Origin of the sequence: Agromyces larvae (assembly GCF_022811705.1) — a bacterium.
Lineage (GTDB): Bacteria > Actinomycetota > Actinomycetes > Actinomycetales > Microbacteriaceae > Agromyces > Agromyces larvae.
Genome location: NZ_CP094528.1, coordinates 1,317,889 through 1,332,493, shown reverse-complemented (window position 1 = coordinate 1,332,493; position 14,605 = coordinate 1,317,889). Strand labels below are relative to the sequence as shown.

10 protein-coding genes are annotated in these 14,605 nt (G+C 72.5%); 6 read left to right on the top strand and 4 right to left on the bottom strand.

Annotation, left to right across the window (positions count from 1 at the left end):
* The first annotated feature begins 25 nt into the window (after positions 1 to 25).
* From MTO99_RS06180 to MTO99_RS06170, 3 genes are read left to right on the top strand one after another with little or no spacing between them, the layout of a single operon-like run.
* The gene (locus tag MTO99_RS06180) at positions 26 to 679 is read left to right on the top strand and encodes an aggregation-promoting factor C-terminal-like domain-containing protein (protein WP_243557862.1); all 654 of its coding nucleotides are present in this window, start codon (positions 26 to 28) and stop codon (positions 677 to 679) included.
* Between the two features lie 36 nt (positions 680 to 715).
* Positions 716 to 1,024, top strand: coding sequence for an Rv1322 family protein (locus tag MTO99_RS06175; RefSeq protein ID WP_243557860.1), 309 nt, complete (start codon positions 716 to 718; stop codon positions 1,022 to 1,024).
* 8 nt (positions 1,025 to 1,032) lie between these two features.
* A complete protein-coding gene (locus MTO99_RS06170; RefSeq protein ID WP_243558989.1) occupies positions 1,033 to 1,752 on the top strand; it encodes an alpha/beta hydrolase in 720 nt (239 codons plus the stop codon).
* Positions 1,753 to 1,754: 2 nt separating this feature from the next.
* On the opposite strand, the gene MTO99_RS06165 is transcribed toward MTO99_RS06170, so the two are convergent.
* Both MTO99_RS06165 and MTO99_RS06160 read right to left on the bottom strand, forming a co-directional pair.
* On the bottom strand, positions 1,755 to 2,819 hold the full coding sequence (locus MTO99_RS06165; protein ID WP_243557858.1) for an AI-2E family transporter: 1,065 nt from the start codon (positions 2,817 to 2,819) through the stop codon (positions 1,755 to 1,757).
* Positions 2,820 to 2,836: 17 nt separating this feature from the next.
* The gene (locus MTO99_RS06160) at positions 2,837 to 4,453 is read right to left on the bottom strand and encodes a DivIVA domain-containing protein (RefSeq protein ID WP_243557856.1); all 1,617 of its coding nucleotides are present in this window, start codon (positions 4,451 to 4,453) and stop codon (positions 2,837 to 2,839) included.
* A 209-nt stretch (positions 4,454 to 4,662) separates the two neighbouring features.
* On the opposite strand from MTO99_RS06160, the gene MTO99_RS06155 reads away from it, so the two are divergent.
* Complete coding sequence (locus MTO99_RS06155; RefSeq protein ID WP_243557854.1) at positions 4,663 to 6,582, top strand: DUF8094 domain-containing protein; 1,920 nt, start codon at positions 4,663 to 4,665, stop codon at positions 6,580 to 6,582.
* Positions 6,579 to 7,523 (top strand): tetratricopeptide repeat protein, encoded by a 945-nt coding sequence (locus MTO99_RS06150; RefSeq protein ID WP_243557852.1) that lies wholly within the window; start codon positions 6,579 to 6,581, stop codon positions 7,521 to 7,523. Before MTO99_RS06155 ends, MTO99_RS06150 begins: the two co-directional genes overlap by 4 nt.
* Before the next feature lie 37 nt (positions 7,524 to 7,560).
* Here MTO99_RS06150 and glgB read toward each other — a convergent pair whose 3' ends face one another.
* Both glgB and MTO99_RS06140 read right to left on the bottom strand, forming a co-directional pair.
* Positions 7,561 to 9,768 (bottom strand): 1,4-alpha-glucan branching protein GlgB, encoded by a 2,208-nt coding sequence (glgB, locus tag MTO99_RS06145; RefSeq protein WP_243557850.1) that lies wholly within the window; start codon positions 9,766 to 9,768, stop codon positions 7,561 to 7,563.
* Positions 9,761 to 11,947 carry a maltotransferase domain-containing protein gene (locus tag MTO99_RS06140; RefSeq protein WP_435520803.1) on the bottom strand — a complete coding sequence of 729 codons (2,187 nt, stop codon included), beginning with the start codon at positions 11,945 to 11,947 and terminating at the stop codon, positions 9,761 to 9,763. The genes glgB and MTO99_RS06140 overlap by 8 nt, the downstream gene beginning before the upstream one ends.
* Before the next feature lie 86 nt (positions 11,948 to 12,033).
* Between MTO99_RS06140 and glgP the strand changes: the two genes are divergently transcribed.
* Entirely contained in the window at positions 12,034 to 14,598 is a 2,565-nt protein-coding gene (gene glgP, locus MTO99_RS06135; RefSeq protein WP_243557848.1) for an alpha-glucan family phosphorylase, read from the top strand.
* Positions 14,599 to 14,605 lie beyond the last annotated feature (7 nt).

Genomic DNA, 14,605 nt, shown 5'->3' with positions numbered 1-14,605 from the left:
CGCCTTTCGCTACACTCGACCCATCGTGGGTAGGCATTCTGGTTCGCAGTCGGCGGGTTCCGCCTCGACATCACGCGAACCGAACCGTCGTGGCGTCCGTTCCCAGGCCAAGCAGACGGCGGTCGTGCTGTTCGCGTCGTGCGCGGTCTTCGGGCTGGTGTTCGTCAACATGGTCGACCCGTACGGGGGTGCGAGCGCGTCGTCGGGGTTCCGCGCCGGCGGCCCGCTGTTCGGCGCCGACGCGCAGCGCATGGACGCCTCCGGCGAGTACCGGGTGACCGTGTCGAACGAGTCGTACTCCGTCCAGCTGAAGCCCGAAGAACAGGAGTCCGCGGCCGCGTCGAGCGGGTGGGCGCCCCCCGCGGTCACGCCCGACCCGGGTTCGGCGCAGGCGTACGCGGCCGAAGCCGTCGCAGCGCGCGGGTGGCCGGGCACCGAGTTCGACTGTCTCGTCGCCCTGTGGGCGAAGGAGTCGGGCTGGCGGGTGAACGCGTACAACGCGAACAGCGGCGCCTACGGCATTCCGCAGGCGCTGCCCGGGTCGAAGATGGCCTCCGCCGGCGCCGACTGGGAGACGAGCGCGGCGACCCAGATCGAGTGGGGGCTGGGCTACGTGCAGGGCCGCTACGGCACGCCCTGCGGCGCGTGGGCGCACTCGCAGGAGTCCGGCTGGTACTGACCGGTCGGTCCCGCGCTCCGTCTTAGACTGGAGGGCATGCCGCCCACCTCCAGGAACCGCGGACGCGCCGCGCGTGCGAAGGCGGGGCACCCCGAACTCGACATCGAGCGCATGACCGCCGGCTGGAAGCGAACCGAGTGGCGTGCGGGCCGCGAATGGTACGTCCAGCCCGTGTCGGAACGGCGGGCGGCGAAGTCGTACACCTGCCCGGGCTGCGGTCGCGAGGTCGCGCCCGGCACGGCCCACCTCGTCGTGTGGCGTGCCGACGGCGTCCTCGGCGACCAGGCCGATCTCGCCGCGCGGCGGCACTGGCACACGCACTGCTGGAGGATGTCCACCCCGTGACCGAGACGATCGAGATCCGTTCCGCCGTCGAACTGCCCGCCGTCCGCGAGGAGATCGAGCTGCGCACGAGCGACGGGCTCACCCTCGTCGGCGAACTCGCCACACCCGTCGACCGGGCGCCCGTGGCCACCCTGCTGACGCTGCATCCGCTGCCGACCCACGGCGGCTTCATGGACTCCCACGTGCTGCGCAAGGCCGCCGCACGGCTGCCGGCGCTCGTGGGGTTCGCGGTGCTGCGGTTCAACACGCGGGGCACCTCGTCGCCGCGGGGCCGCAGTCAGGGCGAGTTCGGCGAGGGCGTGTCCGAACGCGCCGACGTGGCCGCCGCGGTCGACTTCGTGCGCGAACGAGGGCTCCCGAAGCCGTGGCTCGTGGGGTGGTCGTTCGGCACCGAACTGGCGCTGAAGTACGGCCTCGAGCACGACATCGCGGGCATCATCCTGCTCTCCCCGCCGTTGCGGCGCACGACCCCCGCCGAACTCGCCCGATGGGACGGCGCGAGCGTCCCGGTCGTCGCGGTCGTGCCCGAGCTCGACGACTTCCTCCGCCCCGCCGAAGCGACCGAGCGGTTCGCGGCGGTGCCGCACGCGCGCGTCGTCGCGGTCGAGGGAGGCAAGCATCTCTGGGTCGGCGAGAGCCAGACCCGGCGCGTCCTCGACGAGATCGTCGAGACGGTGCGCCCGGGGTCGGCGCCGCTGCCGACCAGTTGGCCGGCCGGGGGCCGCTGAGCTCAGCGCTCGTTCTGGCGGGGGATGACGACCTGCTTGATGATGAGCAGCGCGGCCGCCGCGACGGGGATGGCGATGAGCGCTCCGAGGATGCCGAGGAGCGTGCCGCCCGCGAGCGCTGCGATCACGACGACGGCAGCGGGCACCTTCACCGCGCGGTTCATGATGCGCGGTGAGAGCACGTATGCCTCGACCTGCATGTACAGCAGGTAGTAGACGGCGGCGACGAATGCGGTCAACGGCGACCCGAGCCCCGGCAGCAGGCAGAGCAGCACGATGAGGACCGAACCAGTGAGCGTGCCCACGAGCGGTACGAGCGAGAACGTGAACGCGACGAAGGCGAGCACTGCCGGGAACGGTGCGCCGATCACCGAGAGGAACACGAAGCTGAGCGCGCCGTTGATGGCGGCCAGCGAGACCTGTCCGATGACGTAGTGCCCCACCGAGTCGGTGATCTGGTCGGTGAGGTCGGCGAACCTGGCGCGCTGGGTGGCGGGCACGAGCTGGTAGAGCCCGCGCTTCATGGGGTTGAGCGACGCGGTGAAGTACAGCGTCAGGATGAACACGACGACGGCGCCGAAGACGCCGCCGCCGATCGCGATGGCGACCTGCCAGATGCCGCCCGCGAGCTCGCTGACCCGGATCGGGTTGCTCACGAAGTCGAGCACCGCGTCGGAGAGGTTCGCGTAGATCTCGCGCACCCGCAGCTGCGGGAACTGCTCCTGCAGCTGATCGAGCCAGTCGGTCGTGCTGAACCGCGCGATGATCACGGGCGCCTGCTCGACGAGCTGACTGATCTGGTCGACCACGATCGGGATGACGGCCAGCAGCAGTGCGGTGGCCAGCGCTGCGACCGCGGCGAGCACGACGAGGATCGCGCTCCAACGGGGAAGCCCCCGGCGCCCGAGCCACGCGATGGCGGGCTCGAGGCCGAGGGCGAGGAAGAGCGCCGCCCCGACGTACGTGAGGATCGTGGAGAGGCTCGCGACCGAGTAGAGGATGAGGAGGCCGACCCCGACACCGAGCGTGCCGATCAAGCCGACCCGGAACGCGTGGTCGATGCGCACGGTCGGCCCCCGTCGACTCAGGCCTGCTGGCCGGCGGCGACCTGCTCGGCCTGCGTGAGCACGCCGCGGAGGCTCTCGAAGTAGCCGGCGACCGCGTCGCGCTCGATGCGGATCTCCGCGAGGCGCTCCTCGGCGTCGGCGACCAGGGCGCGGGTGCGCTCCTCGGCGTCGGCGATGAGCTTGCGCGCCTGGGTGTGCGCGTCGGCGACCCGCTGGCGCGCCTCCTCCTCGGCCTTCTCGCGGAGGCCGTTGATCTCGCTGCGGATCTCGGCCTCGAGGCGCTCGGCCTCGGCACGCGCCTCGGCGGTGCGGGCGGTCGCCTCGGCCAGCTCGGCGTTCGCGTCGTCGAGGAACTTCTGGGTCTCGGCGACGGCCTCGCGGTGACGGACGAGCAGCTCCTGCTCGGCCTCGTCGCGCTTGGCGGCGAGCTCGGCGTCGAGGTCCATGCGCGCCTGCTCGACCTCGCGGCGCATGCGGTTGACCTCGTGCGTGGTCTTCTTGCGCATCGCGGTGAGCTGGTTGTCGAGGTCGATGCGGGCCTGCTCGGCCTCGGCCTCGAAGTCGGCGCGGGCCTGCTCCTGCTCGAGAGCGAGGTCGGCGCGCATCTGGTCGAGTTCGGCCGCGTGCTTGGCGCGGATGCGCTCGAGCTCGTGCGTGAGCTTCAACCGGGCGGTCTCGGTCTCACGGCCGAGGTCGACCTTCACCTGCTCGCGCTCCTCGTCGAGCTTCGCGCGTGCGGCGGCGATCTCACGATCGAGGTCGGTGCGGGCCTGCTCGAGCTCGTGCTCGAGCGTCGCGCGGCGCTCGGCGATCTCGGCCTCGATGCCGGCGCGGGCCTCGGTCGACTCGCGCTCGAGGTCGAGCCGCGCTTGCTCGGTCTCCCGGGCGAGGTCGATGCGCGCCTGCTCGGTCTCCTTCGCGAGCTCGGCTCGCTGCCGGTCGAGCTCGATCGCCACCTCGGCGCGCGTCTGCTCGGTCTCCTGCTGGAGCCCGGCTGCCGTCGCGCGCGCTTCGGTCGCCTCGGCGTTCGCCTCGACGAGGAGCTGCTTGGCGGTGCGCTCGGCCTCGGTGAGGGTCGCGGCGGCCTCGCGCTTGGCGCTCGACCGGGTCTCGGCGGCCTCGGTCGCGGCGGCGCCCCGGATGGCGGCCGCATCGCGGGCGGCGTCCTGGCGCAGCTGCTCGCTCGCCTCCTGCGCGCGGGACACCGTGTCGTCGGCCTCCGAGCGGGCGTTCTCGAGGATGCGGGCCGACTGCGAACGCGCCTCGCTGAGGGTGCGGTCGGCGAGCTCCTGGGCGTCCGACTTCAGGAGGTGCGCGTCGTCCTCGGCGGCGCGACGCAGCTTCTCGGCGTCGATGTCGGCCTGGGCGATGAGTCGGGTCGACTGCTCCTCGGCCACGCGGAGCGTGTTCTCGAGCTTCGTGCCGAGGCCCGAGAAGGTGGGGCTGCCGACCTCTTCGAGCTCGGCGGTGAGCTCCTCGATGCGTGCGTGGAGGCGCTTGTTCTCTTTGGTGAGATCGCCGATCTGGCTGTTCGCGGTGATGATGTCGCGGCGCAGGCCGTTGATGCTGCGATCGACCTCGTCCTTGTCGTATCCGCGGAACACCTGGGTGAACTCGGTCTCTTCGACGGCCATGCTTCCTCCGGGTCATGTCCCGCGATGTGGGGGGGCGCGCGGGAATCCGCATCCGATTGTACGGGCGGAACGGGTGCGCACGGGGCGTGTTCCCCGCGTCCGGGCGCGGCGCGCCGTCCAGCGTTCCGTGAGCAGCCTCCCAGACGCGCCCGATAGTGTGGGGTGTTCATGTCAGCCGGTCGTGTGAGCGACCCGGAGGGAGTTGATCCGTGCGGTTCGTCCTCGCCATCGCGGCGTTCTTCGCTGCGGCAGTGATGATCGGGCTCGGCATCGCCCAGCGCACCGTGTTCCTGGAACCAGATCGTGTCTCGCTGGTGGCCGAACTCGATCCCGACGCGGCCTCGTATGCGGTGATCCAGCCCGACGCGCTGGCGGCGCACCCCGGCGGGCAATCGATCCAGGTCTCCTCGAGCGGCGGCACCGTCTTCGCCGCCTACGGGCGCAGTGCCGACGTGACGGCGTGGATCGGCGACGACCCGTACCTCTCGGTCGGCTTCGACGCCGAGGCCGGTGCACTCGTCACCGAACTGCGCGAACCCGACGACGCCGAGAGCACCGACGCCGACGACGCCGACGGCTCCGGTGACGCGGCCGAGGGCGGCGCTGCGCGCCCCGCCCCGACGGCGACCCCCGTTCCGACCGACCCGCCGGCGGATGCGACCACCCCCGCGACCGACGCCCCGGCCGAACCGGCGGTATCGCCGGCCGGCAGCGACCTCTGGCTCGATCAGTTGAGCGCCGACCGGCGCGCCTCGATGACGGTCGACCTGCCCGAGGGGGTCTCGGTGATCGTGGCATCCGGCAGTGAAGATCCGCTTCCCGACACGGTCGCCATCGCCTGGCCGCTCGACAATTCGACGCCGTGGGCCGGGCCCCTCATCGTCGGCGGCGCGGCGCTCTTCCTGGTCGGCGCGGTCCTGCTGGTGTCGGGCATCGTCGGCCACCGGCGTTCGCGCGGGCCGCGGCGCAACGTGCCGAAGGGCCGGCAGAAACTGCCGAGCGCGCCCAAGCCGAATCGCCTCGCGCTCGGCGGCGGGCGCAAGTCGGGCGGCGGGCGGCGGGCGATGGCCGCGACCCTGCTCGTGGTGCCCGCTCTCGCGCTCACCTCCTGCTCGGCCGACTACTGGCCCAGTTTCGAGAACGCGCCCGAGCCCACCGAGACCGCCGCCGCGACCCCCGGCGTCGAGACGCCCGCGCCCGAGGCGGACCCGGTCGAACCCGTCGTCTCGGTGCCGCAGTGGGAGCGGATCATGGCCCGCATCGCGACGTTCACCGCCGACGTCGACCAGAGCCGCGACGGCGACACCCTCACCCAGCGGTTCACCGGTCCGGCGCTCGAGGCGCGGCGGGCGAACTACTCGATCCGCGCCGCGCTGCCCGAGTACCCGGTGCCGGCGCCGATCCTCGCCGAGCCGCTCACGCTGATCCTGCCGCAGCAGGCCAAGGCCGACCAGTGGCCGCGCACCGTGATGACGGTCGCCACGAACGACGACGACGAGACGGTGCCGCCGAACGTGCTGGTGCTGACCCAGGCCGCGCCGCGCGAGAACTACAAGGTCGTGTACGCGATGTCGCTCGCGCCCGATCCCGGGTTCCCCGAGGTCGCCCCCGCCTCGGTGGGCGCTCCTCTCATCTCGCCCGACTACAAGGGTCTCGTGGTGCCGCCGAGCGGCGTCGCCGGGGCGTTCGCATCCGTCGTCCAGGACGGGCCGGCGAGCCCGCAGGCCGAGCTGTTCGACCTCGAAGACACCGAGCTCGACAACCTGCTCGATGCAGCGACCCGCAAGGCTGAGCGTCAGGCAGAGACGCCGACGGTGACCCTGGACATCTCGACCAGCGCGGCCGTTGACGAACCCGTCGTGCCGCTTGGCACCATCGACGCCGGCGCGCTCGTTTCCGCTACAATCTTGCGCGTCGAGCAGGCTCGCCCGAACGACGGCGGCACGACCGGCTTCCAAGAGGGCGGGCCCGCCCGCGCGCTGTCGGGCTTCACCGCGCAGAGCGCGAAGGGCGTGCAGTCCACGCGCGCCGTACAGATCCTGTTCTCGGTGCCGAGCGTCGGATCGGGCGACCAGATCCGTGTGCTCGGATGGTCCGAGAGTGTCATCGCAGCATCGGAGATCCCGTGACGAACGCCAACGAACCGGCCGCTCTGCGCGGCGCCGTCGACCTGTCCTCGCTCGCCGCGCGTGCGGCCGCTCCCGGCGATGCCGGTACGGTGCCGCAGACCGCATCCGACGCGCTCGTGCGCCAGACGGATGACTCGGACTTCGCGCCGATCCTCGAACTGTCTCGCACGGTGCCCGTCGTGGTCGCCCTGTGGGCGTCGTGGAGCGAGGCATCCGGCGCCCTCGTCGACACCCTCGCGCGGCTGGTGCGCGCCCGCGGCGGCGCGCTCGTGCTGGCCGCCGCCGACGCCGACCGCAGCCCCCAGCTCGTGCAGGCACTGCAGGTGCAGGCGATCCCGACCGTGGTCGCGCTCGTGGCGGGCCAGCCGGTGCCGCTGTTCCAGGGCGCCCAGCCCGACGACGTGATCGACCAGGTGTTCGACCAGCTGCTCCAGCTCGCGGCGCAGCACGGCGTGACCGGCCGGGTGGCCGAGGGCGACGGCGCGAACGGCGAGGCGGGCGCGGCCCCCGAGCCCGAGGAGCCGCCGCTGCCGCCGCTGCACCAGGAGGCGTTCGACGCGATCTCGCGCGGCGACTACGCCGCCGCACAGCAGGCGTACCGCACCGCGATCGCGCAGGACCCGCGCGACAGCCTCGCGGTCGCGGGGCTCGCGCAGGCGAACCTGCTGGCCCGCCTCCAGGGCAAGACCCTCGACCAGATCCGCAACGCCGCCGCGGCGAACCCCGCCGACCTCGACGCGCAGCTCGACGTCGCCGACCTCGACCTGTCGGGCGGACACGTCGAGGACGCGTTCGGGCGCCTGCTCGACCTCTTCCCGACGCTCGACCAGCCCGGTCGCGACCGGGTGCGCGAGCGGCTCGTCGAACTGTTCGAGGTGGTCGGCACCGACGACGAGCGGGTCGTGGTCGCGCGTCGCCGGCTCGCGAACCTGCTGTACTGAGCCCACGGCCGGGCGGGTCGCCGGGGAAGGCGCCCGCTCAGCCCTCGAAGCGGAACCAGACCGCGCCCAGCGGGGGCAGGGTGAACGCCGCCGATGCGGGCCGGCCGGCCCACGGGGCATCCGTCGCTTCGACCGCGCCGAGGTTGCCGACCCCCGAACCGCCGAACTCCGTGGCATCCGAGTTCAGGATCTCGATCCACCGCCCGGCCGCGGGCAGCCCCAACCGGAATCCCTCGTGCGGGTTCCCGGCGAAGTTGACGATGCACAGCAGCGGCGTGCCCGACCGGTCGAGCCGCAGGAACGCGATGACGTTCGCCTGCGCCGCGCCGCCCTCGATCCACTCGAACCCGGCCGAATCGTCGTCGAGCTCCCAGAGCGCGGGCGTGGCGCGGTAGAGCCGGTTCAGCGCGCCGACGAACTCGGCGAGCTGCCGGTGGCTCGGCTGGTCGAGCATCCACCAGTCGAGCCCGCGCTGCTCGCTCCACTCGCTGAGCTGGCCGAACTCCTGGCCCATGAACAGCAGCTGCTTGCCGGGGTGCGCCCACATGTACGCCAGGTAGGCGCGCACGTTCGCGAGCTGCTGCCAGTGGTCGCCGGGCATCTTGCGCACCAGCGAACCCTTCCCGTGCACGACCTCGTCGTGGCTGATCGGCAGCACGAAGTGCTCGCTGAACGCGTAGAGGAACGAGAACGTGAGGTCGTGGTGGTGGTACGAGCGGTACATCGGGTCGTGCGCGAGGTACTGCAGGGTGTCGTGCATCCACCCCATGTTCCACTTGTAGCCGAAGCCGAGTCCGCCCGAGCCGGTCGGCGCGGTGACGCCCGGCCACGAGGTCGACTCCTCGGCGATCATCACGATGCCCGCATTGCGCTTGTACGCGGTCGCGGTGGCCTCCTGCAGGAACGCGATCGCCTCGAGGTGCTCGCGGCCGCCGTACTCGTTGGGCAGCCATTCGCCCGGCTCGCGCGAGTAGTCGAGGTAGAGCATGGATGCCACGGCGTCGACCCGCAGCCCGTCGACGTGGAACTCCTCGAACCAGAACAGCGCGTTCGCCACGAGGAAGTTGCGCACCCGCGGGTTGCCGAAGTCGAAGACGTAGGTGCCCCAGTCGCGCTGTTCGCCGCGGCGCGGATCGGGGTGCTCGTAGAGCGGCTGGCCGTCGAATCGGGCGAGCGCCCAGGCGTCCTTCGGGAAGTGCCCCGGCACCCAGTCCATGATCACGCCGATGCCCGCCTGGTGCAGGCGGTCGATGAGGTACCGCAGGTCGTCGGGGGAGCCGAACCGACTCGTCGCGGCGTAGTACCCGGTGACCTGGTAGCCCCACGAGCCGCCGAACGGGTGCTCGGCCAGCGGCAGGAACTCGACGTGCGTGTAGCCCAGCCAGTGCAGGTACTCGATGAGCTCGTCGGCGACGTCGCGGTACCCCTTGCCCGGCCGCCACGACCCGAGGTGGAGCTCGTAGATGCTCATCGGGCGGGTGTGCGGGTCGGTCTCGGCACGATGACGCATCCACTCGTCGTCATTCCAGTCGTGCGTGCTCTCGTCGACGACGGACGCGGTCGCGGGCGCCACCTCGGCGCGGCGGGCCATCGGGTCGGCCTTCTCGATCCAGTCGCCCGCCGCGGTGCGGAGCTCGAACTTGTACACGGCGCCCGCGCGAAGGCCCGGCACGAACAGCTCCCACACGCCGCTCGCGCCCATGCTGCGCATGGCGTGCCCGGTGCCGTCCCAGTCGTTGAAGTCGCCGACGACGCGGACGGCGGTCGCGCGCGGCGCCCACACCGTGAACGAGGTGCCGGCGACCGGCTCGGACACACCCCACTGGTCGCGGTGGTGCGCGCCGAGCACCTTCCAGAGCTGTTCGTGCCGGCCCTCGCCGATGAGGTGCAGGTCGAGTTCGCCGATGGTCGGCGTGAAGCGGTACGGGTCGTCGCTCACCCACTCGGGCCCGTCGTCGTACCGGGCGCGCACCCGGTAGTCGGTCGGCCCGAACGCGCCGGCGCCGGCCCAGACGCCCCACCCCGCGTGCGCGAGCGGCAGCTCGGTGCCATCGGCGAGCAACGCGTCCACGGAGGCGGCGAGCGGGCGCCGAACGCGGATCACGGTGTGCGTGCGCCCGTCGCCCGGCACGTCGAACCCGTGCTGGCCGAGCACCGAATGCGGATCGGAGTGCCGCCCTTCACCGACCGCGGCGAGCACGTCGCCGGCGATCGCGGGGGCGGCGGGCGCGGTCTGGTCAGTCACTGGCGGTCCTCCGGGACGGGGTGCGGCGGGCGGTCGGCGCGTCGGGATGCGCGGTGCGGGCGGATGCCTCGGTGCGGGCGGATGCCTCGGTGCGGGCGGATGCCTCGGTGCGGGCCGTGCGGCCCGTGCGGCCCCGGGCCGCGCCGGATTCGCGGATGACGCGCAGCACGTGGGCGGGGCGGGTGAACGCGTCGAGGCGCACGTAATTCGAGGCGCCCCAGCTCCACCGTGCGCCGTCGACGAGGTCTTCGACGTCGAACCGGGCGCCCGGTTCGAGGCCGATCGCCTCGAGGTCGAGGTGCACGGTCGTCTCGCGCACCGAGTGCGGGTCGACGTTCACCACGACGATGATCGTGTCATCCGACCCGGTGCCGGTGAACCGGGCGTCGAGGTGCTTCGAGAACGCGAGCACCGCGCCGTCGTCGGTGGGGTGCAGGTGCAGGTTGCGCAGCTGCTGCAGCGCCGGATGCTCCGCGCGCACGCGGTTCAGGATGCCGAGGTACAGCGCCAGCGAGCGACCCTCGCGCTCGGCGGCGGCGAAGTCGCGCGGCTTGTATTCGTACTTCTCGTTGTCGACGGCCTCTTCGGCGCCGGGCCGCGCGACGGACTCGAACAGCTCGAAGCCCGCGTACACGCCCCAGGTCGGGGCCGCGGTCGCGGCGATCGTGGCGCGCACCGAGAATGCCGCCGGGCCGCCGAACTGCAGGTATTCGGTGAGGATGTCGGGCGTGTTCACGAACAGGTTCGGCCGCAGGAAGTCGGCCGTGTCGCGGCTCAGCGACACGAGGTACTCCTCGAGCTCCTCCTTCGTGTTGCGCCAGGTGAAGTACGTGTACGACTGCTGGAAGCCGACCGCGGCGAGCGCCTGCATGGGTGCGGGCCGGGTGAACGCCTCGGCGAGGAACACGACGCCGGGCGTCTCGGCCTCGACCGCCGCGATCAGCCGCTCCCAGAACCAGAGCGGCTTGGTGTGCGGGTTGTCGACGCGGAAGATGCGCACGCCCTGCGCGATCCAGTGCCGCACGATGCGCAGCACCTCGGCGAAGATGCCCTCGGGGTCGTCGTCGAAGTTGATCGGGTAGATGTCCTGGTACTTCTTCGGCGGGTTCTCGGCGTAGGCGATCGAGCCGTCGGGCAGGTGGGTGAACCACTCGGGATGCTCGGTCACCCACGGGTGGTCGGGCGAGGCCTGCAGCGCGAGGTCGAGCGCCACGTCGATGCCGAGCGCGGCCGCCCGGCGAACGAAGGCGCGGAAGTCGGCGAGCGTGCCGAGGTCGGGATGGATCGCGTCGTGGCCGCCCGCGGTGCCGTCGGCGAGCGGGCCGCCGATCGCCCACGGCGAGCCCGGATCGCCGGGCTGCGGGTCGAGCGTGTTGTTGCGGCCTTTGCGGTTCGTCACCCCGATCGGATGGATCGGCGGCAGATACACCACGTCGAAGCCCATCGCGGCGACGCCGTCGAGGCGCTTGGCCGCGGTGCGGAACGTGCCCGACTGCCACGACCCGTCCTTGCGGCGCTTCGCGCCCTCGGACCGGGGGAAGAACTCGTACCAGCTGCCGACTCCGGCACGCCGCCGCTCGACGACGAGCTCGCGTTCGGCGGAGTCGGTCGAAAGGCGCGCGAGCGGGCGGTCGCGGAACTCCTCGAAGGCCGGGTCGTCGATGAGCGCACGGCGTTCGCGGGCTGCTTCGCTCGCCGAGCCGGTCGAGGCGAGATCGCCTCGCAAGCCCGCTGCGACCCGGGTGAGGCGCTTGCGCACCGCGACCGGTCGGGCCTTCTCGGCCGCCGCGCGATCGAGCAGCCGGGCGCCGAGCTCGTACATCACCTCGACATCGACCCCGGCGTCGATCTTGATCGCGGCGTCGTGCCGCCAGGTCGCGATCTCGTCGCCGAAGCCCGTCACGTGCCAGCGCCACACGCCGATCTCGTCGAGCTGCGCCTGCGCCTCCCACCGATCGGTGCCGGGCGCCACCGCGTGCATCCGCTCGCGGACGACCCGCCCGCTCGGCGCGGTGAGCACCAGCATCGCGCCGACCAGGTCGTGCCCCTCGCGGAACACGGTCGCGCCGAACGGCACCGCCTCGCCCTCGTACGCCTTCGGGCGCCAGCGTTCGTCGAGCGGGGCCGGCGTGAGCCGGGTCACCGGGATGCGCCCGGCGAGCGGGGTCGGGGTGGTCACAGTTCCGACCGTAGCGCGGAATGCTGCGACGCACGCGCGGCAGCATTGTTCACACGCTCGTCACGCGCGGCTCCTAGGGTGGACCCGTGAAGCCGATCCGCAAGTTCACGGTCCGAGCCGTCGTTCCCGCTCCGCTCGCCGCGCTCGAGGAGCTCGCGGCGAACCTGCGCTGGTCCTGGCACGAACCCGCCCGGCGTCTGTTCGAGCACATCGATCCCGAGGCGTGGGCGCGGTCGGGCCGCGACCCGGTCGCGTTCCTCGGAGAGGTCGACCCGGCTCGCCTCGACGAGTTGGCGGCCGACGCGGGCTACGTCGCGTGGGCCGAACGCGAGCGCGAGGACCTGCGCGAGTACCTCACCGCGCCGCGCTGGTACCAGGGGCACGGTGCGGATGCCCCGAAGGCGATCGCCTACTTCTCTCCCGAGTTCGGGATCACCGAGGCGCTGCCGCAGTACTCGGGCGGCCTCGGCATCCTCGCGGGCGACCACCTCAAGGCCGCGAGCGACCTGGGCGTGCCGATCGTGGGCGTCGGACTCTTCTACCAGGCCGGGTACTTCGCCCAGTCGATCTCCGCCGACGGCTGGCAGCAGGAGCGCTACCCCGTGCAGGACCCCGACGGCCTGCCGCTGTCGGTCGTTCGCCGCCCCGACGGCACCCCGGTCGACGTGGTGCTCGCCCTGCCCGACGACCGTGCGCTCTGCGCGCGGGTGTGGCGCGCCGAGGTCGGCCGGGTGCCGCTGCTGCTGCTCGACACCGACATCCCCGCCAACGACGACGATCTTCGATCCGTGACCGATCGCCTGTACGGCGGCGGCGGCGAGCACCGGCTGCTGCAGGAGCTGCTGCTCGGCATCGGCGGCGTCCGCGCGGTGCGGGCGTGGACGGAGATCGCGGGCAAGCCGGCGCCCGAGGTCTTCCACATGAACGAGGGCCACGCCGGATTCCTCGGGCTCGAGCGCATCTCGGAGCTCATCGGGCACGGTGCTCCGTTCGACGTCGCCCTGCAGTACGTGCGCGCCGGCACCGTGTTCACCACGCACACGCCTGTGCCGGCCGGCATCGACCGGTTCGACCGTGCACTCGTGGAGCGCTACCTCACCCCCATGCTGCTGCCCGGCGTCGACCCCGCCGACGCGCTCGCCCTCGGCGTCGAACCGGGCGCCGACCCCGCGGCGAGCGCGTTCAACATGGCGGTCATGGGGCTGCGGCTCGCGCAGCACGCGAACGGCGTGTCGAAGCTGCACGGCGAGGTCAGCCGCCGCATGTTCGGTGCGCTCTGGCCCGGTTTCGACGCCGACGAGGTGCCGATCACCTCGGTCACGAACGGCGTGCACGCGCCCACCTGGACGGATCCGGCCCTGCGCGCGCTCGCCGAGCAGACCCTCGGCACCGCCGACACCGAGCACGCCGACTGGCGCAGCGCCTCGCTCGACGACACCGAGCTCTGGGCGGTGAAACGGCGAATGCGCCAGCACCTCGTCGAGGACGCCCGCCGGCGTCTCGTCGCCGCGTGGAGCGACCAGCACTCGGGTGCGCCCGCCCCCGACTGGGTGCACCGCGTGCTCGACCCCGACGTGTTGACCGTCGGATTCGCCCGGCGCGTGCCCACCTACAAACGCCTGACCCTCATGCTGCAGGACCCCGATCGGCTGCGGGCCCTGCTCACCCACCCCGAACGGCCCGTGCAGTTCGTCGTCGCGGGCAAGTCGCACCCGGCCGACGACGAGGGCAAACGGCTCATCCAGCAGCTCGTGCGCTTCGCGCAGGAGCCCGAGCTGCGCGAGCGCATCGTGTTCCTGCCCGACTACGACATGGGCATGGCCGCGACCCTGTACCCGGGCTGCGACGTCTGGCTGAACAACCCGCTGCGCCCGCTCGAGGCCTGCGGCACGTCGGGCATGAAGGCCGCGATGAACGGGGCGTTGAACCTGTCGATCCTCGACGGCTGGTGGGCCGAGTTCGCCGGGGACGACTACGGGTGGGTCATCCCGTCGGCCGATCAGGCCGGCGACGCGGCCGAGCGCGACGCGCTCGAGGCGGCCGCGCTCTACGACCTGCTCGAGCACCGCATCGCGCCGCGCTACTACGAGCGGGACGGCGACGGGGTGCCGGGGGAGTGGGTCCGTATGCTCCGCAGCACCCTGTCGACCCTCGCGCCCGAGCTCGGGGCCGACCGGATGGTGCGCGAGTACGTCGAGCGGCTGTACCGCCACGCCGCCCGGCACGTGGCGGCCATCGTCGCCGACGAGGCGCGCGGAGCGCGCGACCTCGCCGCGTTCGGCGCCAGGGTTCGCGCGGCGTGGCCCGGCGTGCACGTGCTGCACGTCGAGTCGGGCGGCGTGGAGAGCGCGCACGTCGGCGACGAACTGCAGCTGCGCGCCTCCGTCGACCTCGGCGCGCTCGACCCCGACGACGTGGCGGTCGAAGTGGTGTACGGGCGCAGCCGCGCCGACGACACCCTCGACGCGGTGCGCCGGTCGACGCTCGAACTCGTCCCCGACGCGAGCGTGCACGGCGCCGCGGCGCGCGTCTACGCGGGCTCGGTCGTGCTCGACCGTGCGGGGGCCTTCGGCTATACGGTGCGGGTCATCCCGAAGCATCCGCTGCTGCTCAGCGCCGCCGAGCTGGGACTGGTCGCCGTCGCCGACTGATGTGCCG

Bases quoted from the DNA above. Each gene is read 5' to 3' on its own strand.
- MTO99_RS06160 (WP_243557856.1), bottom strand. From the start codon at position 4,453: ATGGCCGTCGAAGAGACCGAGTTCACCCAGGTGTTCCGCGGATACGAC.
- MTO99_RS06175 (WP_243557860.1), top strand. From the start codon at position 716: ATGCCGCCCACCTCCAGGAACCGCGGACGCGCCGCGCGTGCGAAGGCG.